This window comes from Caballeronia temeraria (genome assembly GCF_001544795.2).
GTDB classification, from domain to species: domain Bacteria; phylum Pseudomonadota; class Gammaproteobacteria; order Burkholderiales; family Burkholderiaceae; genus Caballeronia; species Caballeronia temeraria.
In genome coordinates this window covers 62,169-82,904 of the sequence record NZ_FCOI02000026.1, presented here as the reverse complement: position 1 = coordinate 82,904, position 20,736 = coordinate 62,169, and the positions used below count along the sequence as shown (strand labels likewise).

Here is a 20,736-nt window from a genome sequence, read left to right as displayed (position 1 = left end):
TCGGTGTAGGCAAACTCTAACCGCATTCCCGCTCTAAAACCGGTGCTAGACTCAAAGCATATTTAACTTCAAGTTACAAATCCCGTCATGGCCGATGCCGTTCAGCCCGCCGACCTGAGCTTCTTTTCCACGCTGTCGGCGGCCGGCAGTCTGAGCGCCGCCGCGCGCGAACTCGGCCTCACGGCGGCAGCCGTCAGCAAGCGTCTTGCGCAGATGGAGGCGCGCGCCGGCGTGGCGCTCGTCAATCGCACCACGCGGCGCATGATGCTGACGCCGGAGGGCGAGCTTTATCTCGAACACGCGCGCCGGATTCTCGATGAAATCGACGAGCTGTCCGAGTTGCTCGGCGCCGCCAAGCAAATCCCGAAAGGTCTGCTGCGCGTGAACGCGACGCTCGGATTCGGGCGCAGTCACATCGCGCCGCTGATTTCGCGTTTCAGCAGGCTCTATCCGCAGGTGTCCGTGCAGCTTCAGTTGTCGGTCACGCCGCCGCCGCTCACCGACGATAAATTCGACGTCTGCATCCGTTTCGGCGAACCGCCCGATACGCGCGTGATCGCGCGGCGCCTCGCCGGAAACCGGCGGCTGTTGTGCGCGGCGCCGTCGTATATCGACTCGCACGGCATGCCGCTCGCCGCGCACGATCTCACGCGGCATAACTGCATCGGCATTCGTCAGGGCGACGAAGCCTACGGCGTATGGCGGCTGACCTCCGGACGCGGCGCGGCGCGCAAGACGGAAGCGGTGCGGATCAACGGCACGCTCACGACGAACGACGGCGAAATCGCCGTGAAGTGGGCGCTCGAAGGCCACGGCATCCTGATGCGCGCCGAATGGGATCTCAAGCCGTATCTCGCCGATGGCTCGCTCGTGCGCGTGCTGCCCGATCACGAAACGCCCAACGCCGATATCTTCGCGGTCTACTCACAGCGGCATCAGATGTCGAATCGCATTCGCGCGTTCGTGGATTTCATCGCGCGGGAGTTGAAAAGCGACGACGACGCCGGAATCGGCAAATGACACGCCGCTACCAGGGCGACGCGACCGGCGACGGGCCATCCGCGTGCTGGCCGAGATACTGCCGCAGGTGATCGACGAACACCGCCACCTTCGGCGACAGATTCAGCCGTTCGGGATAGACCGCGTAGATATCGGCGGGCGGTGTGTCGTAGTCGCTCAGCACCTGAACCAGCCGGCCACTGCGAAGATATTTCGCGATATCCCACTCCGCGCGCATCAGGATGCCGTGGCCTTCCAGCGCCCAGTTCAGCGCCACTTCGCCGTCGTTGGTGCTCAACTTGCCGTGCACCTTCACCGTCTCCGTGCGCCCGCCGCGCGCGAGACGCCAGTTGCCGTAAGCGGCCTCGTTCTGACGCAGCACGATGCACTGATGCGACGTCAGATCGTGCGGATGCGCCGGAACGCCGGCCGCACGCAAATACCCCGGCGATGACACCAGCAGACGCCGGTTCGATGCGATCTTCTTCGCGATCAGCCGCGAATCCGGCATTTCGCCGAAGCGCACGGATACGTCGATGCTCTCGTCCGGCAGGCTGATCGGCCGATCGGTGAGGTGCAACTGCACTTCGACATCGGGATAAACCTGGCTGAATCCCGATATCGCCGGGCCGATGTACGAGCGCCCGAAGCCCAACGGCGCATTGACGCGCAGCAAGCCCTTCGGTGCCGCGCGGCTGCTGGAGACGAGCCGCTCCATGTCGTCGATGTCGCTCAATATCCGTTGCGCATTCGCGAAATACACCTCGCCCTCGCCCGTCAGGCTGATACGCCGCGTCGTCCGGTTGAGCAGGCGCACGCCGAGCCTGTCTTCGAGCGACGAAAGCCGCCGCGACACGGCCGGCGGCGTGAGATTCAACTCGCGCGCGGTCGCGGCCAGACTGCCTTGCTTGACCAGCAAGCAAAAGAATCCCAATTCGGAGTCGGTGCTCATTCGTGAGTTTTTTGCAATGATGAATTAAGTTCATGTCGATTCATACGCGATTCCAACGGTTTTAACCTACGTTCCAGCTCAGGTAAAGGGCCACCGCTTCAGCCCAGGCAGGCGAAGACGGTATGAAAGCCGCACGAGACGGCTTCGAACCCTATCAATCAGAATCAGGAGACGTTCCATGGAAATGGATATCGAGAAGCGCACGCTGCGCAAAGTCAGCTGGCGCATCGTGCCGTTCATCATGCTGCTTTACTTCATCGCGTACATCGACCGGGTCAATATCGGCTTCGCGGCGCTCACGATGAAAGCGGACCTCGGCTTCACCGCGTCGATGCTCGGTTTCGGCGCGGGCATCTTCTTTTGGGGCTACTTTCTGTTCGAAGTGCCCTCGAACATCGTGCTGCACAAGGTCGGCGCGCGCATCTGGATTGCGCGGGTGATGGTGACCTGGGCGATCATCTCGGCGGCGATGGCCTTCGTCACCGGCCCGAAGAGCTTTTACGTCATCCGCTTCCTGCTCGGCGCGGCCGAAGCGGGCTTCTTCCCCGGCATCATCCTCTATCTCGGCTACTGGTTTCCCGCGCGGTATCGCGCCGGCGTCGTCGCGTTCTTGATGGCCGCCGCGCCGCTGTCGACCGCGCTCGGCTCGCCGCTGTCCGCCGCGCTGCTCGAAATGAACGGCGTGATGGGCCTGCACGGATGGCAGTGGCTCTTCATCCTCGAAGCCATTCCGGCGCTGATTCTGGGCGTGGTCGTCTTCTTCTACATGACCGACCGTCCCGAGAAAGCGAAGTGGCTGAAGGACGACGAACGCACGTGGCTCGTCGGCGTCATGAATGCGGAAGCCGCGAGCCGCGCCACCACGGCCAAGCACGGCATCGTGAGCGGCCTCGCGAATCCTCGCGTGATCGCGCTGTCGCTGATCTACTTCGGCACGTCGGCGGGCTTGTACACGCTCGGCATCTGGGCGCCGCAGATCATCAAGCAACTGGGCGTTTCGTCGATGACGGTCGGCCTGCTCAACGCGATTCCGCCGATCGTCTCCGTCATCGCGATGGTCATCTGGTCGCGTCATTCGGACCGCACCGGCGAGCGCACGTGGCACGTCGTGCTGGCCTGCGTCGCAGCGGCGGTGGGGCTGATCGTGGCGGCGGTCGCCAGCAGCGTCGTCGGTCTGATCGCTGCGCTGACGCTCGTGAATATCGGCATCAGTTGCGCCAAGCCGCCCCTCTGGACCATGCCGACGATGTTCCTCTCCGGCGCGGCCGCCGCCACCGGCATCGCGACGATCAATTCGATCGGCAACCTCGGCGGTTTCGCGGGCCCGGCTGTCATCGGCTGGCTGAAGGAATCGACGGGCAGCTACTCGGGCGGCCTCTACTTCGTCGCCGGTCTTCTCGTGATGTCTGCAGTGCTGACCTTGTTGCTGGCGCGCTCGCAGAAAGCTTCGGTATCCACCAGCAACGCCGCCGCGCACTGAAAGAACACACGCGCGTCCCCCACCCAATACGTCGCAGAGGAATCAAGATGGAAAAGGAAGCGGCCATTCAGTCCGTCACGGACACCATGGCGAAGTTCACGGCCTATATCGGCAAGCGCCTGCCCAAGGATGTCAAGGCGAAGCTCGCGGAACTGCGCACGATGGAAACCAATCCGCTCGCCAAGTCGATTTACGACTCGATGGACAGCAATCAGGACGCCGCCGACAAGCTGAATCGTCCGAGCTGCCAGGACACGGGCGTCATCCAGTATTTCGTCGAGGCGGGCGTGCATTTTGCGCTGCTCGGCGAGCTCGAAGACATTCTTCAGGAAGCCACGGCTGGCGCGACGAAGCTCGGGCCGCTGCGTCACAACGCCGTCGAAACTTTCGACGAGAAGAACACGGGCACCAACACCGGCACGCAGATTCCGTGGCTCGACTGGCGCATCGTGCCGGAGAAAGACAGTTGCACGATCGACGTCTACATGGCGGGCGGCGGCTGCACGCTGCCCGGCGCGGCGAAGGTGCTGATGCCGGGACAAGGTTACGAAGGCGTCGCCGAATTCGTGATGGATGTCATCACCGAGCGCGGCGTGAATGCGTGCCCGCCGTTGCTCGTCGGCATCGGTGTGTCCACTTCCGTCGAAACGGCCGCGCGCCTTTCCAAGCTGGCGATCCTGCGTCCCGTCGATTCGAAGAGCGCCAATCCGCGCGCCGCGTTGATGGAAGAGTTGCTGGAACAGGGGCTCAACGAAGTCGGCATCGGGCCTCAAGGGCTGACCGGCAACAACAGCGTGATGGGCGTGAACATCGAGTCGTCGGCGCGGCATCCGTCGACCATCGGCGTGGCCGTCAACACGGGATGCTGGGCGCATCGTCGCGGCAAAATCCGCATCAATGCAGACATGTCCTACGAAGTTCTCTCGCATGAAGGAGTGGTGCTGTGAAGAAGGTCCTGACAACCCCGATCAAAAGCGAAGACCTCGAGGATCTGAACGTCGGCGACGTCGTCTACCTGACGGGACGGCTGGTCACGTGCCGGGACGTCGCGCATCGGCGTCTGATCGAGCAAGGCCGCGAGTTGCCCGTCGATCTGAACGGCGGCGCGATCTTTCATGCCGGTCCGATCGTGCGCAAGAACGACGACGGCGCGTTCGAGATGGTTTCCATCGGACCGACGACGAGCATGCGCATGGAGAAGTTCGAGCGCGAGTTCATCGAGCAGACCGGCGTGAAGCTGATCGTCGGCAAAGGCGGCATGGGACCGGAAACGGCCGCGGGCTGCATGGAGCACAAGGCGGTTCATGCCATCTTTCCGGGCGGCTGCGCGGTGCTCGCGGCGACGCTCGTCGAGGAAATCGAAGGCGCCGAATGGCAGGATCTCGGCATGCCCGAAACCTTGTGGATCAATCGCGTGAAGGAGTTCGGCCCGCTGATCATTTCGATCGATACGAAGGGCAACAATCTCATTCAAGAGAACAAGGCAGTCTTCAACGAACGGAAAAAGCCAATCCTCGAAAAGATCAGCAAGGAACTCAGTTTCATCAAATAGTCCGCTTCAGGCGGCGCCGCGAGGGGCGGCGCCGCCTTGCGGCATCCGCTCGACCCATTGGCTGCGCCAGGCGGGCGGATCGAAAGCTTCCGAAAAATACTGGGTCTCGTGGATGACCTTCGCATCGCGAAACGCCATGATGCTCACCGTGTACGCGATGCGGCCTTCGTACGAGATCGTGTATTCCGTGATCCAAAGATTGCCTTCGCCTTGCATCCGTCTGACTTCGAAGCCGGACGGCCTGCCCGGATGACGGCTGCGCAGCGTCTGCAAGTTGAATCGTCCGCGAATCCGTTCGCCCGATTGCGGATAGTCGCAGATGGCATCGTCATCGTAGATGTCGTGCTCGGCATCGAAATCGCCCGCCGCCGATGCACGCCAATGCGCATCCAGCATTTCGCGTATCTGCTGCTCGTGCATTGCTCGCCTCCGCAAAACGATTCAGTCTTAATAATAGTTGACTATTTCTGTGGGGATAGGTATAGTCGCCGATGAAGTACAAGAAGTCGATTGCTGCTCATCAATAGTCCGTTTTCTCTCCGGTATTCGTTGTCCACTCCCTCCTTGCCGCTTCGCCCCGCTCGATCGAGCACATTAATTTTATTTCAGGATTGTCATGGACAACGGTACCGTCAAGTGGTTTAACGACACGAAAGGTTTTGGTTTCATCAGCCCCGATAACGGCGGCGACGACCTCTTCGCGCATTTCTCCGAAATTCGCTCGGATGGTTTCAAGACGCTGCAAGAAGGTCAGAAAGTAAGCTTCGAAACGAAGCGCGGCCCGAAGGGCATGCAAGCTTCGAACATCAAGCCGCTGTAAATCTGCAGTTTGCCGGAAGCCGAATCATCGGCTTCCGGATCGTGTCGTCTCTGTCCTCGCGCACACCGAATCTTCCGGCCAGACTCTATCTGCTGCCGTCTTCCGATCGCGTTCAGTACGCGCATCGCCTTCATGCTTTCTCATTCCCGCAGAAAGCACCCAAACTTAAAATTAAAATGAACAGATCCAATCATTACCGCGGATATGCGGTGCATCCGACCGCTCATCGCCTTCGCGACAAATCTTTCTCAGCAAACGTGTTGCTGGAACGCTCGAACGGCGAACAAACCGATACGCAGTATCGCTTCTACTCACTCGATTACTTCTCGAAAGAATCCGACGCACTCGACTTTTCGAAGCGCTGGGCGCGCGAATGGATCGACGCAAGAGGCTGAACACCAAGTCCCGCTATCGCGTCGCGACCTTCGGCGGCATGCCGAGCGTTTCGCGCATGCACACATCGTCGCGCTGACGCTCCCAATGCGCGACGGCCACCGTCGCGACCGCGTTGCCGATCATGTTCGTCGTCGCGCGAATTTCCGCGATGAAGCGATCGACACCCAGCACGATCGCCGCACCCTCGATCGGAATATGCTTGAACGCGGCGAGCGTCGCGAGCAGGCAGATGAAGCTCGCTCCGGCCACGCCCGCCATGCCGCGGGACGTCAGCATCGAAATGCCGACGAGCACCGCCTGTTCCGCCACCGACAATTGAATGCCGAACGCCTGCGCGATGAACACCGCGCAGATCACTTGCGCCACGCAGGTGCCCGCGAGATTGAACGTATAGCCCATCGGCATGACGATGCCGACGACGCCGCTCGGGCAGCCGAGCGCTTCGAGCTTCTTCACGAGCTGCGGAAATGCGGCTTCCGATGACACCGTCGCGATCACGAGCAGGATTTCGCCGCGAATGTACTTGAGCAGACGCCACAGGCTGACGTCGCACATGAGACAGATGCCGCCGAGTATCAGCACAATATACGCGAGCGTCGCCGCATACACCGTGACGAGCAGCATCAACAGCGAGTTCATCGTGCCGAAGCCGAACTTGCCGACGGCATATGCCATCGCGCCAAACGCGCCGATGGGCGCAAGCCGCATCACGATGCGCACGACGCCGAAGAGCGCGCTGCCCACGCCTTCGAAAAACTTGTACGCCGTCTCGCCCGTCTTGCCCGCATGCGAGAGGCCGATTGCGAAAAGCGTCGAGAACAATACGACCTGAAGCATGTCCGCGTTCGCGAAGGCGGACACGGCGCTATCCGGAATGATGCCGAGCAGGAAGCCCATCACGCCGCCCGATGCGTGCATCGACCGTTCGTAGCCGTTCAGCACGCTCGCGTCGATGGAACTCGGCGTCAGATTCATGCCCGCGCCCGGCTGAATGGTGTTGACCGCCCACAGTCCGATCAGAAGCGCGATGGTCGTCGTCAACTCGAACAAAATGATCGACTTGCCGCCGATACGCCCGAGCGCGCCCGCGCCGCCCATCTCTTTCGCGCCGAGCACGATCGTCACGAAGATCAGCGGCGCGGTCACCATCTTCACCAGCTTGATGAACGCCGTGCTCAACGGCGCGACGCTTTGCCCAGCATGGGGAAAGTAATGGCCGAGCAACGCGCCGGCCACGATTGCGATGAGAACCTGCACGTAAATCTGACGGAAGATCTTTCGCATGCTTGTCTCCGGGCGTCATGAAGACGCCTGCTTTTATATCGCTGGGGAAGAAGCGGGATGTGCGGTGTTTCCTGTGCGTGAGTCGTCGTAATTGCTTTCGGTGTCGTTCGCGAGCGAGCGCAGTTGGTCGACGAGCTTGCGATTGACCGCGATGCCCTTGCGTTCGCTCGCCGCCGCGATCTCGTGCCGGCGATAACCGGGCAAGCGCACGTCTTCATCCACGAGCATCAGTTCAATGAGTGTTTCGATGCGCTGCTGATAGACGCGAGAACCCGCCAGCGCATCCGGATCGAGCAGCCAGAAGAGATGTCCGACGCCCGAGCGCGGCCCCTCTTCGGTCAGAAACGAACCCGCTTCCGAACCGAACTGCGCGCCCGAGAGCGCCGCCGCGAGCAGTTCGACCATCAGCGCGAGCACGGCGCCCTTCGCGCCGCCGAAGGGCAGCATCATGCCGCCGAGCGCGGCGTGCGCATCGGTGGTTGGTTTGCCGTCGATGGTCGTCGCCCAGCCTTCGGGAATCGGTTTGCCGTCGCGCGCCGCGACCATGATCTTGCCGCGCGCCACTTGCGATAAAGACAGGTCGATCATCAACGGCTCGGCCTGGGCGCGCGGAAACACCGCGGCGATCGGATTGGTGCCGAGCAACGGATGCTTGCCGCCCCACACGGGCATCGAGCCCGGCGCATTGCTGAACGCGAGGCCGACCAGTCCCGCGCGGCCGACCGCTTCGAGGTGATACGCGCCCGCGCCGAAATGATGACTGCGCGTGACGCTCGCCGCCGCCGTGCCGAACGTGCGCGCGCGTTCGATGCCGGTCGAGATCGCGAATGCGCAGGCGTCGAACGCGAGACCATCGGCGGCATCGACGAGAAACGCCGCGCCCTTGTCGCGCACGATCGTGGGCACTGCTGCTGCATCGACGCGCCCGTTGCGCAATTGCGCGAGATACATCGGCAGGCGCGCGACGCCGTGCGACGAGAGGCCGCGCGCATCCGCATAGACGAGCGCTTTCGCGGTGGCCTCGGCGGTGGCCTCGGTCGCGCCCGCTTCGAGCAGCGCGCGGCGCGCCAGTGCGTGCAGCGTGGTCGGCGAGAGGATGATGTCTTCGGCTGCGGTCATTTCTGCATATCCTGAGCGGGTTCGATCAACATGCGCGTCTCTTCTTCGAGCGCGGCGCGCGGGTCTGCGAGTATGACACGCGCGGTTTCGACATCGAACACGCCTTCCCAGCGCGCGACCACGAGCGTCGCGACCGCATTGCCGATCATGTTGACGAGCGCGCGAATCTCGTTGAGCACGCGGTCGATGCCGATGATCAACGTGATGCCCGCCACAGGAATGATGTTATGCGACGAGAGTGTTGCCGTCAGCGCGACGAGCGCCGCGCCTGCCACGCCCGCGCCGCCCTTCGACGTGAGAAGCAGGATCGCGAGCAGGCCGAGTTGCTGCATCAGCGTGAGATGCGTGTTGGTCGCCTGCGCGATGAAGAGCGAGGTCATCGTGAGATAGATGGCCGCGCCGTCGAGATTGAACGAATAGCCGGTCGGCAGCACGAGACCGACAACCGACTTCGGGCAGCCGAGCCGTTCGAGCTTTTCCATCAGGCGCGGCAGCACGGATTCGGTCGTCGACGTGCCGAGCACGATCAGCAACTCCTCACGCAGATAGCGCAGCAGCGACCACAGGCTCACGCCGGCCCATCGGCATGCGGTGCCGAGCACGAGCACGACGAACAGAATGCTCGTCACGTAGAAGCAGAGGATCAGCAGGCCGAGCTGCTGCAAGGTGCCGATGCCGTACTTGCCGACCGTGAACGCAATCGCCCCGAACGCGCCGAGCGGCGCGAGACGCATGATCATCTCGACGATGCGCATCAGCGCGTCGCCCAGTTGTTCGATGCCTTGCGCCAGGAACTTGCTGCGCTCGGACATCAGCGACAACGCGACGCCGAACAGCACGGAAAACAGCAGCACCTGAAGCAGATCGCCGCGCGCAAACGCACCGACGACCGAATTCGGCACGAGCTCTTCCAGCAAGCTCTTGTGTTCCGACGTATGCACTTCGGTGACGAAATGCGAGACCGCGCCCGGATCGAGCGTTTTCGGATCGATGTCGAGACCCGCGCCCGGATGCACGACATTCGCGACGACGAGACCGATGACGAGCGCGATCGTCGTCACGACCTCGAAGTAGAGGATCGTCTTGAAGCCCACGCGTCCGACCTGCTTCAGGCTTTCCATGCGCGCGATGCCGACGGAAACCGTGCAGAAGATCAGAAGCGTGATGAGCATCTTGATCAGACGGATGAAGGTATCGCCGAGAGGCTTGAATTGCACGCCGAGCGTAGGCGCGAAGTAACCGACGACAATGCCGGCCGCCAGGCCGATCAGGACCTGGACGTAGAGATGCTTGAGCACGCGCAAGATGGTGTCTCCTCCACTCGCTGCTGCAAGATGACGACGGGCGCGCGAACCCGGTTCGCGCCGTTTCTGTGACGGCTGTCGAACCGGCGCGCGCACCGGACGGGGACTGCTGACTGTGTGCTTCTACGTGACGATGAGACCGGGCCTTCGCGTGCTTACGCGCTTTCGAAGAGGCGCGTGAGCACGAACTCGCGATGGCCCAGCGTTTCGGCGGCGGTCCAGCGGCCGTTCGCCGTCGCGAGCATGCATTCGAGCAGCTTGTCGCCGGTTTCGTCGAGGTTCTGCTCGCGTTGCAAGATCCCGGACACATCCACGTCGATATGCTCGCCCATCGTGCGCACGGTGCGCGGATTCGCGCAGATCTTGATGACGGGCACGATCGCATTGCCGATCACGTTGCCCTGTCCCGTCGGGAAGAAGTGCACCGCGAATCCCGACGCCGCGCACAACGTCACCATTTCCGCCGCCGCCGACGATGAATCCATGAACCACAGACCGGAGTGCGTCGGTTCTTCGGCCTTGTCGAGCACGCCGTCGACCATGCACTTCTTGCCGATCTTCTGGATATTGCCGAGCGCCTTTTCTTCGATGGTCGTCAGCCCGCCCGCGATGTTTCCGTTCGTTGGTTGGGATTCCGAAAGATCGTCCGTCTTCCAGCGATTGATCATGTCCTGATAGCGGTCGAACATGAACTGGAAGCGTTCGCGCACGCTGTCGTTCGCGCAACGCGCCGCGACGATCTGCTCGCCGCCCGTCAGTTCCGACGTCTCGCCGAAGACAAGCGTATTGCCGAGACCATAGAGCTTGTCGAACGCATTGCCGACGGTCGGATTCGCGCCGCAGCCGGACGTGGTATCGGATTCGCCGCACTTCGTCGAGACCCACAGTTCGCTGATCGGGCATTCCTCGCGCTCGAGCGCGGTCGCGTACTGCACCATTTCCTTCGCCGCTTTCGATGCACGCATGATCGTGTCGTGATCGCCGTGCAGTTCGATGCCGAAGCCCATCACCGGCTTGCCCGACTTCGCGATGCCATCCACCACGCGCTTGGTCCAGCCTTCCTCGATGCCGATCACCACGACCGCCGCCACGTTCGGATTGCTGCCCGCGCCGATCAGCGTGCGGAAGTGCAGGTCGAGGTCCGCGCCGAATTGCAGGCGGCCGTACGGATGCGGAATGGCCATCGTGCCTTTGATCGCGCTTTCGACGGCCATCGCGGCGGCATTGGACAGATCGTCCACGGGAAGAATGATGACGTGGTTGCGCACGCCGACGCGGCCGTTTTTACGGCGATAGCCGCGGAAGGTGGTGTCCAGTTGAATCACGCTCATGATGTCTCTCTCGATGTGGGGATGAAGGTGTTCCGGATGCGCGCGGCGCTTTACCAGCGCTTCGTCTTGATGTTGTGCACGTGCGCGTGCTCGCCCGCCGTGATGGGCGCCACCACCTTGCCGATATCCACGCCGTACTTGAACACCGTGTCGCCGACCTTCATGTCCTTGAGCGCGACCTTGTGACCGATTGGAATGTCCTGCTTCGCCGCAACGGTGACGATCTCGTCCTCGTCCATGATCCACGCGTTCAGCTGCGACCCCGCCTTGATGCCCTCGACCACCGCGACGCCGACCGTGTCCTTGGCTTCATGCAACACGATGTGGATCGTTCTGCGTTCACCCGCCTCCGGCTTCGCTGCACGACTTGCTCCCGCTGCTGCGTGACTCATGTGCTCCTCCTGTTGGTCATGGTTCGAAGGACCGGCCGAATCGACCTGGCGCCGTTCGTTGAGATGCATAGTAGGCGTCGATATCATCCATGTCAACTAGGTCATCTATATGTGTTACATCTTTCAGGCGCGCGGGTACAATGAGCCGACATTCAGATTCAGATGTCCAGAGAGCAGTCGAGGGAGGCGCAATGAGCACAGTCACGGCCATGCCGATCGGTCCGGGCGGCACGCGGTACAAGGAAGTGAAAGAGGCGATGCTGGCCGCGCTCGGCGCGCAGGAATGGAAAGGCGGCGAGGTGATTCCCTCGGAGAAGAAACTCGCGGAGCGCTTCGGCGTGTCGATCGGCACGCTGCGCAAAGCCATCGACGAGTTATGCGCGGAGAACATCCTCATCCGGCATCAAGGGCTGGGGACGTTCGTCGCGCAGCATCGGCGCGACCGGCATTTCTTCCGCTTCTTCCGCGTGGCGCGCCGCGACGGCGATCGCACTTATCCGGTCGTCACGCTCGTCAACTTCAGGCGCGCCAAGTCGACGCCGCTGGTCGCGGCACGGCTCGGCATCGACGAGGGCACGCGGCTCTTCGTCTTCACGAACGCGCTCGCGCTGCACGACAAGATCGTAGTGGTCGATACCGTCATGCTGCCGGAAACGAAGTTTCCCGGCCTCACCGAAAGCATGCTGAAGAGCCGTCCGAATACGCTTTACAACTTCTATCAGGATGCGTTCGGCATCAACGTGACCGGTACGGACGAACGTCTGCGCGTCGGGCGGGCGAGCGAACTCGAAAGCAGACTGCTCGAACTCGATGTGGGCGCGCCCGTGCTGGAAGTGGAACGCGTCGCGTATTCGCTGAATCAGAAGCCGGTCGAATATCGCCTCACGCACATCAACACGGACGAGTACGAGTATGTGGCGGGGACGGTGAAGAGCCACGACTTCTGACCATGGGCCAAAGCGGCGTCCAATAAGGGGCGTTTACGGACAACAGACAAATATGCCGTTTGCAGAAAGTCGTCAGATAATTGATCCGGCGTTACTCGCGGAGACAGCAATGCACGACGACAACGACAGGATCACCCTTCTGGCCGTGCCGCCCTTGCAAGGACTCAAGTGGTCGGGGAAGCTGTACGTCGGCACGGAGGAAATCGGAGATCTGTTCGGACCATCGCTGAGCGACCTCGAAGAAGCGGCTCACGAACTCGGCTTTCCGCCCGACCGCATCCAGTTCGCGACGAGCTGATGCGCCGGTCGGTGCAAGATGCTTCGCTCATCGCAGGTGAAGCAGATCGCGCACGTGCGCCAGAACGACTTCGGGCTTGGCCGGCTTCTCGACGAGCAAATCAGCCAGATTGTCCGGATCGATGCCGCGCGCCGCCGACCAGAGAATCAGCGCGACGCCTTCGAAGCGCCCATCCGCGCGAAGGCGCCTGCACACTTCGAGGCCATTCATTCCGGGCATCATGAAGTCACAGATGACGATATCCGGTCGCAGCGCCTGCGCCTTGTTCAGACCTTCTTCGCCATCGGTGGCCGTGATCGCCGTCAGCCCTTCCAATTCGAAAACCATCGACCAGACTTGACGTGTGTCGAAGTCGTCGTCGATCAGCAGGACAGCCGGGCTGCGCCCACGCTCGTTATTTTCTTTGGACGTCATGTGAGTGCGAAAGCGGTGGTGTGTCTACCGCAGGTGCGCATCGCGCGTGCCTAGCTTGTCTTTATGCCGTGACAACGTCGTGCGCGGTCACGTTCCCGTCGCGACGTTCCGTCCCTCGCCATCGACCTGCTGTTCATTCGCGGCGTCCGGCGAATCCTCCGCTTCGAGCGACGATATTGCCCGTTGCCAGAATTCCTCCGCGCGTCCATCAGGACTGCCTTCACGCTCCCACATTTCGTAGGCGCGACGTCGAATACGGTCCTGCTCTTTCTGATCGTCCATGATTGGCTCCCTGTTGCGAGATGGCTTGCCGGCCGAGCGGCGCTGGCCTTCACACCGAAGAGCAACTGCCGTGCCCCGGACAGTGCAGGACGCTTCGCTAACTGTTCAGTCTGCGATACGCGCTCAAGTGGCGAATGAGGCCGCGCCGGTCACCGCGTTTGTCCAGAAGAATAGCCAGATTGTGATGCGCATCCGCGTAGTCAGGGTCGATGGCCAGGCACTGCTCGTAGCTTTGCCGGGCCTCGTCGAGCCGATCGAGCATGTCGAGCGCGACCGCGCGATTGAAGTGCAGGACGGCGTCGTTCGGGAAGTGCGTGAGCGCCTCATCGAAGATATTCAGCGCGCTCTCGCACTGGCCTTCGGTCTCGCAGAGCAAGGCTCCCAGATCGACATACGCGGAATAGAACGGTTCGGGCGCCAGCTCGATCGCACGTCGATAGCCGTGCGCCGCGCCGATGGGGTCGCTCGTCATCAACTGCTCGGCCAGCGCGTACCATTCCTGCGCCTGTTCGGACGCGGCACTCTTGCGCTCGGGCGTCGCGTCGAATACGACGACATCGCCCTTCACTTGCGCCACCTCGAAATCCAGCAGCATCTGCCCCGTGACCGCATCCCAGCGCGACGGACCGGTCTTGACCACGATCGAATCGCCTTCCGCCGCCACGCGGATGCCAGACAGCGGAAGCGTATCGGGCAACTCGCGCCTCAGCCGCGCGAGTGCGTCGCGAATCTTGCGCGGCGATGCGTGTGACGATCGCAACTGGAGCGCCGTGCGAAGCATCACGACGTCCTGAAACGAAAAGCGCATTTCATTGCGTGCGCCGCGAGCCGGCGTCACGAGTCCGAGCGCGATGAGTCCTTCGATGACGCGTCGAGACACGCCGAGCATGGACTGGAGCTTCGACATCGTCACATCGTGCGAGAGGGTCTGCTTCACTTGCGCGCGCGCACCTTGGCCGGCGCTTCCGTCGCGGCCACTTTCGGCGCGCGCGCGGCGGGCTTTCTCGTCTTGGGAACGCTGACGGCCTCGGCGTCTTCTTCAACCGGCCTGGCGGCTGTCTTGCGCTTCGCGGCCGCGGGCTTCGTCTTCGCGCTGCCTTTGGCGAGGCTTGCGCGAAGCGCCTCCATCAGATCGATGACCTCGCCGCTCGCTTCATCCTCGTGCGTTTCAGCGGCGATGACTTGCTTGCCCTCGATCTTGCGGTCGATCGCCGCGAGAATGCGCTTCTTCTCTTCGTCCTCGTAGGCGGACGCGTCGTAGCTGTCCTCCGCACCCTGTTCGATGATCTGAATCGCGAGCTTCAGTTCCGACTCCGACACCGTCACATGTTCGATATCGAGTTCCTTGAGCGAACGCACTTCATCGGCGAAGAGCAATTGCTGGAAGATCATGCCGCCCTCGGCAGGCCGCACCTGAACGATCCGCGTGCGCCCTTTGTAGGCCCACTTGGCGAGCGCACATCGTCCGGTCCGGGCGAGCGCGTCTTGCAGAAGGCTGTAGGGTTTGCCGCCTCGCTTGTCCGGCGCGATGAAGTAGGCTTTGTCATAGAAGACCGGATCGACCGATTTCTCGGGCACGAACGAGACGATCTCGACGACATGCGTGGCGCTTTCTTCGAGCGCCTTCAGTTCGTCCGCCGTGAAGACCACGTACTTGTCCCGCTCGAATTGATAGCCCTTTTGCATGGCGGCCCGTTCGACGATTTTGCCGGTGGCTTCGGACACGTATTGCTGCTTCACGCGCGAGCCATCCGGCGCAAGCAGATTGAAGCGCACGTCGGAGGCGCTTTCGGTTGCCGAATAGAGCTTGACCGGAATCGAGACCAGTCCGAAGGACAGCGACAGCGAAGCGATTGAGCGGGCCGGCATGGGCTTCTCCTTGGCATCGACGAGCGGCTTACAGGATAGCACCGGGCGCGGACTTGCTCTCGCGGAGCGTCGGGCGGGAACGTGCCTTGCAGAATGCCTTTATCCTCGGAGGTTCTATGCCACTCGCCGCAATCTTTGACGTCGACGGAACGCTGATCGACTCGGTCGACCTTCATGCGCTGGCGTGGCATGAAGCGTTCGCGCATTTCGGGCATGACGTCAGCTTCGAACAGGCGCGCAGTCAGATCGGCAAGGGCGGGGACAATCTCTTGCCCGTCTTTCTCTCGGATGCGGATCTCGCCGATCATGGCAAGGCACTCGAAGCCTGGCGCGGCGAACACTTCAAGGCGAACTATCTGCGGATGGTACGGCCGTTCGCGGCGGTGCCCGAACTGTTCCGCAAGCTGCGCAGCGAAGGCGTGAAACTCGCGATTGGGACGTCCGCGAAGAAGGACGAACTCGACGTGTACCTCGATATTTCAGGCGTTCCCGATCTGATCGACGTCACGGTGTCGTCCGAGGATGTCGAGACATCGAAGCCCGCACCCGATGTGTTTCAGGCCGCGTTGCACAAGCTCGGGGTCGAGCCGGTGAACGCAATCGTGATCGGCGACTCGCCATACGATGCTCAGGCCGCATCGAAGACGGGTTTGCGCACGATCGGCCTGCTCTGCGGCGGGTTTTCCGAGCAGTCGTTGCGAGAGGCCGGCTGTATTGCGGTTTATCCGGGACCGGCCGCCCTTCTAGCCTGCTTCGGCGCTTCGCCGCTCGCGGAGTGATCGGCATCTGGCGCGATCAACCGACGATGGCACCCGATTGCGAAGCGCCGCTCCATTGAGAACCGTAACCCGTTTCAAACGACGAAAACGTCTCCGTCCATTTAATGGCATTCCCACCTATTTCGATCAAGGAAATTTCTATCCCCTAATCTACGAGTCCTCTATCCGCCTAATGAGCCTTGCGCGCTGCTTCTTCGAGACGCAAAGACGACTCAAGAACCTCACTCGACGACGACACGAATTCACGCGCCCACTGCGCCGCTGCGCGCTCGGCGGCGCTTCGTGTTCCGTACGCCACATACGTTGGAAAGCTCGCCTTGGGCACGTCGTCGTGCTTTCGATAGTCGCCCTGTCGCGAGAACTGCGCGATTGCAGTCCAACCGTCGTTCGGCACATGTTCCGGAATGATTTCGACAAAAAAACCGCTCATGGAGTACATGATGTCCTTCCTTGGAAAGCACATCCGATGAAGCGCTTTTCGAAATGATGCTTCACCTCGATGCATCGAAAGAAAAGTCCGACTGTTCGGGCGCAGCGCTTGTCTGAAGATTCGATAGCGCGCTTCATAAACGACACCTCACCGGCTTCTTAACTCTATACGGCGCCGTTACCCACGGCTAATTCTGACCGATAGATGCAAGAGAGGCGTTCAGATGGCATACCGGGTTTGCAGCAAATTTCGGACCGCGGCACGCAATCGTCGTGCACGCTCAACAGTAAATAAATAGCCGTTTGCAGAAAAATCTCGGGTGTCGGCCTATCTCACTGTCGCGTGCAGACGGCATCCACCCAAAGGATTTCGTCTGATGGTTCATCGAACCGCTTCACAGGCGATTGGCTGTTTTAACGCAAAACAGTTCATACGCTGTAAAATCCATTTACAGACCAAAGCCTGTAGGAGCCTGCGATGGACTATTCCCTGAAAACGCTGAACCAGTTGAGACCGATCCTGCTCGGCTTTCGCAAGGCAGCGGGCCTCACGCAGGCGCTGGTCGCCGCGCGTCTCGGCGTCACGCAGCAGACTTACGCGCAACTCGAAGCCAATCCCGCGGCCGTGAGCGTCGAGCGTCTCTTCAAGGTTCTGCGCGTGCTCGACGTCGAACTCGCGCTCACGCAAGCGGCAAGGACAAAGGCAAAGGAAGCCGCACAGATCGACTCGCCGCCCATCGCCGCGAAAGCGACCGCCGCGCGTTCCCGCACCGCGCGCAAGCGCGCCGCGAGCGCCAGCAAAACCACCACGAAGAAACGGGAGAACTGGTGATCATGGCGCGCCGCACGCAAACCGGACGACTCGACCTGTGGATGAACGGCCTGCCCGTCGGACAATGGGAAAGCGGACCCGCAGGCGAACGTCTCGTCTATCGCGATGACTGGATCGCCGATCCGCAAGGCCGCCCGCTGTCCCTATCGCTGCCCTTCACGCCGGGCAATCAGCCGTGGCGCGGACAGGTCGTCACGGATTTCTTCGACAATCTACTGCCCGACAGCGAGCCGATCCGCCGCCGCATCGCCACGCGATTTCGCACCGGCGGCACAGCGCCGTTCCAGTTGCTCGCGCAATTGGGCCGCGATTGCGTCGGCGCCCTTCAGATGCTGCCGCCCGGCGAAGAACCCGTCGATCTCGACAGCATCAAGGGCCGCGCGCTGAACGCAGCGCAAATCGCGCGTCTCTTGCGCGAGACGACATCCGCGCCGCAGCTCGGTCAGCATGAACCAGTCGACGACCTGCGTCTTTCCATCGCCGGTGCGCAGGAAAAGACCGCGCTTCTGCGTCACGGCAGGCGCTGGCTTCTACCCGAAGGCAGCACGCCGACGACGCACATCTTCAAGCTGCCACTCGGGCTCGTCGGCAACATGCGCGCCGACATGCGCACATCGGTCGAAAACGAATGGCTGTGCTCGAAGATCGTCGCGGCATATGGCCTGCCCATCGCGCGATGCGAGATGGAACGGTTCGACGATCAGAAGGTGCTCGTCGTCGAGCGCTTCGATCGCCGTCTGTCGAGCGACAAGTCGTGGATTCTGCGCCTGCCGCAGGAGGACATGTGCCAGGCCACCGGCACGCCCGCGCTGCTCAAGTACGAATCGGACGGCGGGCCGGGCATCGAACGAATCATGGAGGTGCTTTCGGGATCGACGCATGCCGCTGAAGACCGCCGCCGCTTCTTCCTGTCGCAGATGATCTTCTGGGTGCTCGCCGCCACCGATGGCCATGCGAAGAACTTCAGCATCGCGCATCTGCCCGGCAACGAGTACGAATCGACGCCGCTCTATGACGTGCTGTCGGCGCATCCGGTCATCGGCACGGGAGCGAACCAGTTTGCCGCGCAACGCGTGCGGCTCGCGATGGCCGTGCGCAGCAAGAACGTCCACTATCTGATCGGCGAAATCCAGCGCCGGCACTGGATCGCGCAGGGGCGGCGCGTCGGGCTCGCCGCAGCCGAGGTGGAGACGATGATCGATGAAGTCGGCGCACGCACGCCGCAGGTCATCGACGAAGTGAGCGCGCTGCTGCCACGCGAATTCCCGATGGACGTCGCCGGCGCGATCTTCGACGGCATGCGCCGGCTGGCCCGCAAGCTCGCGTCGTGACGCGCGGCATTACTTGCTCATGTATTTGTGCGCGAGCGCTTCGTAAAGCGGCGGCGCGAACAGCTTCGACACCTGACTCGAAATGAGCGCGGTGGCCATCAGCGACAGCACGAGCGCGTGCCCGTTGATCATCTCGATGACGATCACGAACGCCGTGATCGGACTCTGCGTGACGGCGGCGAGATAGCCGACCATGCCGAGCGCGATCAGCATCGGCAACTCCATGCCGCCGAACACGAGATGCAGCGCATTGCCGATGCCCGCCCCAATAGCGAGCGACGGCGCGAAGAGTCCGCCCGGCGCGCCCGGAAGATACGAACCGACCATCGACGCCATCTTGAGCAGCGGATAGCTCGCGCCGAGTTGCGAATTGCCTTCGAGCATGCCGCGCGCTTCCGCATAGCCGCTGCCGAACGTATGACCGCCCGCGACGACACCGATCACGGCGATGAACAGTCCGCATGCGGCGCCGAACGCGACCGGATGCGACTTGCGCCAGATCACGAGACGGCCCGGCATCCAGCGATGCGTGTTGAGCAGCAGCCAGCAGAATATGCCGCCCGCGACGCCCGTCACGGCGCCCAGCAGCACAACGGCGAGCGCGAGCGAATCGGGGAAGTGTCCGGTGAGATCGATCGTGCCGAAGTACACGTAATTGCCTTGCAGCCCGAGCGACACGATACCGGCGAAGATGATCGCCGTGATCAGCACGCCGCTCGTGCGCTGCTCGAAGCTGCGCGTGAGTTCTTCGATCGCGAATACGACGCCGGCGAGCGGCGCATTGAACGCAGCCGACAATCCCGCCGCCGCGCCCGCGAGCGCCAGATTCCGTTCCAGCGCGCCGCCGCGCATCTTGCGCAGGCGTTCGGGATAGAAACGGCGCAAGCTGAACATGAGCGCCGCGCCCACATGGATGGTCGGCCCTTCGCGCCCGATGGTGAAGCCGCCGAGAATCGACAGGAACGACACGACGATCTTGCCGACGAGAATGCGGATGGTGAGCAGGCGCGGTCCGAGCTCGCGGCCATCGTGCAGCATCGCGATGACCTGCGGAATCCCGCTGCCTTCGGAACCGGGAAAGAAACGGCGCGTGAGCCAGACCGCGAGGGCGGCGATCGCCGGCGTGACCAGCAGCGGCAGCCACCAGTAGACGGCGACGACGCGCAGAAAAGCGTCATACCCGAAGTCGATAAGCCGCGCATACATGACCGCGATGAGGCCGGTCGCGACCGCGCCGAGCCAGAAGACGCCGTAATGCAGCCACAGCCGCCTGCCGCGCAGAATCGTGCGTCGGTCGATGAATCGGGGAATGCGCATCGGAGAAAGTCGAATCAGAATTTAAGGCACATTGTGACATAAATTTCAGACCATCTTCTTCGACGCGTGCCCGCTCACGCATGCTTTTCGCCGAACACCCAGGCGAACGATCCATAGTGCGTCTTGTGCTCGGCCGCGAGTTTGAGCAGGCATCGCTCGCCTTTTGCCGTCAGATGCACCTGAACCTGACGGCGATCGGTCTTGTCGGTCTTGCGCTTAACGAGCCCCGCCGCCTCGCAGCGCGAGACCAGCGCGGCGGTGCCGTTGGGCGCGGCCTGAAGGCGCTCGGCAAGCTCGCCAACGGTCGCCCATCGTCGCTCGGGAAAGCCGCACACGTGCAGCAGCAATTGATACTGAAGCGTCGTGATGCCCGCTGCGTTGCAGACTTCCTCCGACACGCGCAGGAACTTGCGCAGTTCGTAACGGAAGATCGACATCGCTTCCAGATCCTGTTTGCCTGGCAAGCCGGCCTTCTGTTTCGTGTTCGATGACATGGATGATCCTGATTCGAGTCGGTTGTCGCTATTTATGTTGGCGGATCATACATAGTTTAGGGCGTGACGTACGGCACGCTTCGTTTTTCAATTTCGTTTGTTCTACCTATAATTT

General features: G+C 62.0%; 25 protein-coding genes. 11 read left to right on the top strand and 14 right to left on the bottom strand.

Going from position 1 to position 20,736, the window contains the following annotated elements; translation table 11 throughout:
• Nucleotides 1–87 precede the first annotated feature (87 nt).
• Nucleotides 88–1,020 (top strand): LysR family transcriptional regulator, encoded by a 933-nt coding sequence (locus tag AWB76_RS28740; RefSeq protein WP_061163514.1) that lies wholly within the window; start codon nt 88–90, stop codon nt 1,018–1,020.
• Nucleotides 1,021–1,027: 7 nt separating this feature from the next.
• Here the strand turns inward: AWB76_RS28740 and AWB76_RS28735 are convergent, their stop codons facing one another.
• Complete coding sequence (locus AWB76_RS28735) at nt 1,028–1,951, bottom strand: LysR family transcriptional regulator (RefSeq protein WP_061163513.1); 924 nt, start codon at nt 1,949–1,951, stop codon at nt 1,028–1,030.
• Between the two features lie 178 nt (nt 1,952–2,129).
• Between AWB76_RS28735 and AWB76_RS28730 the strand changes: the two genes are divergently transcribed.
• Genes AWB76_RS28730 through ttdB form a run of 3 tightly spaced genes read left to right on the top strand, consistent with a single transcriptional unit; the run spans nt 2,130 to nt 4,983 of the window.
• Nucleotides 2,130–3,431 (top strand): MFS transporter, encoded by a 1,302-nt coding sequence (locus tag AWB76_RS28730; RefSeq protein WP_061163512.1) that lies wholly within the window; start codon nt 2,130–2,132, stop codon nt 3,429–3,431.
• 47 nt (nt 3,432–3,478) lie between these two features.
• The gene (gene ttdA / locus AWB76_RS28725; RefSeq protein ID WP_061163511.1) at nt 3,479–4,378 is read left to right on the top strand and encodes a L(+)-tartrate dehydratase subunit alpha; all 900 of its coding nucleotides are present in this window, start codon (nt 3,479–3,481) and stop codon (nt 4,376–4,378) included.
• Nucleotides 4,375–4,983: a L(+)-tartrate dehydratase subunit beta gene (gene ttdB / locus AWB76_RS28720; RefSeq protein ID WP_061163510.1), complete on the top strand. Its 609-nt coding sequence runs from the start codon at nt 4,375–4,377 to the stop codon at nt 4,981–4,983. The genes ttdA and ttdB overlap by 4 nt, the downstream gene beginning before the upstream one ends.
• A gap of 6 nt (nt 4,984–4,989) precedes the next feature.
• Here ttdB and AWB76_RS28715 read toward each other — a convergent pair whose 3' ends face one another.
• Nucleotides 4,990–5,403 carry a nuclear transport factor 2-like protein gene (locus AWB76_RS28715; RefSeq protein WP_061163509.1) on the bottom strand — a complete coding sequence of 138 codons (414 nt, stop codon included), beginning with the start codon at nt 5,401–5,403 and terminating at the stop codon, nt 4,990–4,992.
• Nucleotides 5,404–5,599: 196 nt separating this feature from the next.
• Here AWB76_RS28715 and AWB76_RS28710 point away from each other — a divergent pair, with 196 nt between their 5' ends.
• On the top strand, nt 5,600–5,803 hold the full coding sequence (locus tag AWB76_RS28710; protein ID WP_061163508.1) for a cold-shock protein: 204 nt from the start codon (nt 5,600–5,602) through the stop codon (nt 5,801–5,803).
• Nucleotides 5,804–5,979: 176 nt separating this feature from the next.
• On the top strand, nt 5,980–6,198 hold the full coding sequence (locus AWB76_RS28705; protein ID WP_061163507.1) for a hypothetical protein: 219 nt from the start codon (nt 5,980–5,982) through the stop codon (nt 6,196–6,198).
• A 13-nt stretch (nt 6,199–6,211) separates the two neighbouring features.
• Here AWB76_RS28705 and AWB76_RS28700 read toward each other — a convergent pair whose 3' ends face one another.
• From AWB76_RS28700 to AWB76_RS28680, 5 genes are all read right to left on the bottom strand, one after another.
• Nucleotides 6,212–7,483, bottom strand: a complete 1,272-nt coding sequence (locus AWB76_RS28700) for a cation:dicarboxylate symporter family transporter (protein WP_061163506.1) — start codon at nt 7,481–7,483, stop codon at nt 6,212–6,214.
• Nucleotides 7,484–7,516: 33 nt separating this feature from the next.
• Nucleotides 7,517–8,602, bottom strand: coding sequence for an Ldh family oxidoreductase (locus AWB76_RS28695; RefSeq protein WP_061163505.1), 1,086 nt, complete (start codon nt 8,600–8,602; stop codon nt 7,517–7,519).
• Nucleotides 8,599–9,906, bottom strand: a complete 1,308-nt coding sequence (dctA, locus tag AWB76_RS28690; protein WP_061163504.1) for a C4-dicarboxylate transporter DctA — start codon at nt 9,904–9,906, stop codon at nt 8,599–8,601. Before dctA ends, AWB76_RS28695 begins: the two co-directional genes overlap by 4 nt.
• A gap of 155 nt (nt 9,907–10,061) precedes the next feature.
• On the bottom strand, nt 10,062–11,237 hold the full coding sequence (locus AWB76_RS28685) for a UxaA family hydrolase (RefSeq protein WP_061163503.1): 1,176 nt from the start codon (nt 11,235–11,237) through the stop codon (nt 10,062–10,064).
• A 50-nt stretch (nt 11,238–11,287) separates the two neighbouring features.
• On the bottom strand, nt 11,288–11,557 hold the full coding sequence (locus AWB76_RS28680; protein ID WP_061163549.1) for a UxaA family hydrolase: 270 nt from the start codon (nt 11,555–11,557) through the stop codon (nt 11,288–11,290).
• Nucleotides 11,558–11,820: 263 nt separating this feature from the next.
• Here AWB76_RS28680 and AWB76_RS28675 point away from each other — a divergent pair, with 263 nt between their 5' ends.
• Both AWB76_RS28675 and AWB76_RS28670 read left to right on the top strand, forming a co-directional pair.
• A complete protein-coding gene (locus AWB76_RS28675; protein WP_061163502.1) occupies nt 11,821–12,576 on the top strand; it encodes a GntR family transcriptional regulator in 756 nt (251 codons plus the stop codon).
• Nucleotides 12,577–12,685: 109 nt separating this feature from the next.
• Nucleotides 12,686–12,874 (top strand): hypothetical protein, encoded by a 189-nt coding sequence (locus AWB76_RS28670; RefSeq protein WP_061163501.1) that lies wholly within the window; start codon nt 12,686–12,688, stop codon nt 12,872–12,874.
• Nucleotides 12,875–12,901: 27 nt separating this feature from the next.
• Here the strand turns inward: AWB76_RS28670 and AWB76_RS28665 are convergent, their stop codons facing one another.
• The 4 genes from AWB76_RS28665 to ku all read right to left on the bottom strand — a co-directional run bounded on the left by AWB76_RS28665 (nt 12,902) and on the right by ku (nt 15,439).
• Nucleotides 12,902–13,288, bottom strand: a complete 387-nt coding sequence (locus AWB76_RS28665) for a response regulator (RefSeq protein ID WP_061163500.1) — start codon at nt 13,286–13,288, stop codon at nt 12,902–12,904.
• Nucleotides 13,289–13,375: 87 nt separating this feature from the next.
• Nucleotides 13,376–13,570, bottom strand: coding sequence for a DUF2934 domain-containing protein (locus AWB76_RS28660; RefSeq protein WP_061163499.1), 195 nt, complete (start codon nt 13,568–13,570; stop codon nt 13,376–13,378).
• 97 nt (nt 13,571–13,667) lie between these two features.
• Entirely contained in the window at nt 13,668–14,507 is an 840-nt protein-coding gene (locus AWB76_RS28655) for a tetratricopeptide repeat protein (RefSeq protein ID WP_244173486.1), read from the bottom strand.
• The gene (gene ku / locus AWB76_RS28650; RefSeq protein WP_061163498.1) at nt 14,504–15,439 is read right to left on the bottom strand and encodes a non-homologous end joining protein Ku; all 936 of its coding nucleotides are present in this window, start codon (nt 15,437–15,439) and stop codon (nt 14,504–14,506) included. The genes AWB76_RS28655 and ku overlap by 4 nt, the downstream gene beginning before the upstream one ends.
• Before the next feature lie 116 nt (nt 15,440–15,555).
• Here ku and AWB76_RS28645 point away from each other — a divergent pair, with 116 nt between their 5' ends.
• Nucleotides 15,556–16,218: an HAD family hydrolase gene (locus AWB76_RS28645; RefSeq protein WP_061163497.1), complete on the top strand. Its 663-nt coding sequence runs from the start codon at nt 15,556–15,558 to the stop codon at nt 16,216–16,218.
• 169 nt (nt 16,219–16,387) lie between these two features.
• Here AWB76_RS28645 and AWB76_RS28640 read toward each other — a convergent pair whose 3' ends face one another.
• Entirely contained in the window at nt 16,388–16,657 is a 270-nt protein-coding gene (locus AWB76_RS28640; protein WP_061163496.1) for a hypothetical protein, read from the bottom strand.
• A gap of 468 nt (nt 16,658–17,125) precedes the next feature.
• Between AWB76_RS28640 and AWB76_RS28635 the strand changes: the two genes are divergently transcribed.
• Together AWB76_RS28635 and AWB76_RS28630 are read left to right on the top strand one after the other, a co-directional pair.
• A complete protein-coding gene (locus AWB76_RS28635) occupies nt 17,126–17,479 on the top strand; it encodes a helix-turn-helix transcriptional regulator (RefSeq protein ID WP_061163495.1) in 354 nt (117 codons plus the stop codon).
• On the top strand, nt 17,479–18,810 hold the full coding sequence (locus AWB76_RS28630) for a type II toxin-antitoxin system HipA family toxin (RefSeq protein ID WP_061163547.1): 1,332 nt from the start codon (nt 17,479–17,481) through the stop codon (nt 18,808–18,810). The genes AWB76_RS28635 and AWB76_RS28630 overlap by 1 nt, the downstream gene beginning before the upstream one ends.
• A gap of 9 nt (nt 18,811–18,819) precedes the next feature.
• Here AWB76_RS28630 and AWB76_RS28625 read toward each other — a convergent pair whose 3' ends face one another.
• Nucleotides 18,820–20,127 (bottom strand): chloride channel protein, encoded by a 1,308-nt coding sequence (locus AWB76_RS28625; protein ID WP_061163494.1) that lies wholly within the window; start codon nt 20,125–20,127, stop codon nt 18,820–18,822.
• A gap of 74 nt (nt 20,128–20,201) precedes the next feature.
• Nucleotides 20,202–20,621 carry a MarR family winged helix-turn-helix transcriptional regulator gene (locus tag AWB76_RS28620; RefSeq protein ID WP_061163493.1) on the bottom strand — a complete coding sequence of 140 codons (420 nt, stop codon included), beginning with the start codon at nt 20,619–20,621 and terminating at the stop codon, nt 20,202–20,204.
• Nucleotides 20,622–20,736 lie beyond the last annotated feature (115 nt).

What these genes read in the sequence shown, in the direction of transcription:
- AWB76_RS28740 (WP_061163514.1), top strand. Translation starts at nt 88, where the DNA reads ATGGCCGATGCCGTTCAGCCCGCCGACCTGAGCTTCTTTTCCACGCTG.
- AWB76_RS28735 (WP_061163513.1), bottom strand. Translation starts at nt 1,951, where the DNA reads ATGAGCACCGACTCCGAATTGGGATTCTTTTGCTTGCTGGTCAAGCAA.
- AWB76_RS28730 (WP_061163512.1), top strand. Translation starts at nt 2,130, where the DNA reads ATGGAAATGGATATCGAGAAGCGCACGCTGCGCAAAGTCAGCTGGCGC.
- ttdA (WP_061163511.1), top strand. Translation starts at nt 3,479, where the DNA reads ATGGAAAAGGAAGCGGCCATTCAGTCCGTCACGGACACCATGGCGAAG.
- AWB76_RS28715 (WP_061163509.1), bottom strand. Translation starts at nt 5,403, where the DNA reads ATGCACGAGCAGCAGATACGCGAAATGCTGGATGCGCATTGGCGTGCA.
- AWB76_RS28710 (WP_061163508.1), top strand. Translation starts at nt 5,600, where the DNA reads ATGGACAACGGTACCGTCAAGTGGTTTAACGACACGAAAGGTTTTGGT.
- AWB76_RS28705 (WP_061163507.1), top strand. Translation starts at nt 5,980, where the DNA reads ATGAACAGATCCAATCATTACCGCGGATATGCGGTGCATCCGACCGCT.
- AWB76_RS28700 (WP_061163506.1), bottom strand. Translation starts at nt 7,483, where the DNA reads ATGCGAAAGATCTTCCGTCAGATTTACGTGCAGGTTCTCATCGCAATC.
- AWB76_RS28695 (WP_061163505.1), bottom strand. Translation starts at nt 8,602, where the DNA reads ATGACCGCAGCCGAAGACATCATCCTCTCGCCGACCACGCTGCACGCA.
- AWB76_RS28685 (WP_061163503.1), bottom strand. Translation starts at nt 11,237, where the DNA reads ATGAGCGTGATTCAACTGGACACCACCTTCCGCGGCTATCGCCGTAAA.
- AWB76_RS28675 (WP_061163502.1), top strand. Translation starts at nt 11,821, where the DNA reads ATGAGCACAGTCACGGCCATGCCGATCGGTCCGGGCGGCACGCGGTAC.
- AWB76_RS28670 (WP_061163501.1), top strand. Translation starts at nt 12,686, where the DNA reads ATGCACGACGACAACGACAGGATCACCCTTCTGGCCGTGCCGCCCTTG.
- AWB76_RS28665 (WP_061163500.1), bottom strand. Translation starts at nt 13,288, where the DNA reads ATGACGTCCAAAGAAAATAACGAGCGTGGGCGCAGCCCGGCTGTCCTG.
- AWB76_RS28660 (WP_061163499.1), bottom strand. Translation starts at nt 13,570, where the DNA reads ATGGACGATCAGAAAGAGCAGGACCGTATTCGACGTCGCGCCTACGAA.
- ku (WP_061163498.1), bottom strand. Translation starts at nt 15,439, where the DNA reads ATGCCGGCCCGCTCAATCGCTTCGCTGTCGCTGTCCTTCGGACTGGTC.
- AWB76_RS28645 (WP_061163497.1), top strand. Translation starts at nt 15,556, where the DNA reads ATGCCACTCGCCGCAATCTTTGACGTCGACGGAACGCTGATCGACTCG.
- AWB76_RS28640 (WP_061163496.1), bottom strand. Translation starts at nt 16,657, where the DNA reads ATGTACTCCATGAGCGGTTTTTTTGTCGAAATCATTCCGGAACATGTG.
- AWB76_RS28635 (WP_061163495.1), top strand. Translation starts at nt 17,126, where the DNA reads ATGGACTATTCCCTGAAAACGCTGAACCAGTTGAGACCGATCCTGCTC.
- AWB76_RS28625 (WP_061163494.1), bottom strand. Translation starts at nt 20,127, where the DNA reads ATGCGCATTCCCCGATTCATCGACCGACGCACGATTCTGCGCGGCAGG.
- AWB76_RS28620 (WP_061163493.1), bottom strand. Translation starts at nt 20,621, where the DNA reads ATGTCATCGAACACGAAACAGAAGGCCGGCTTGCCAGGCAAACAGGAT.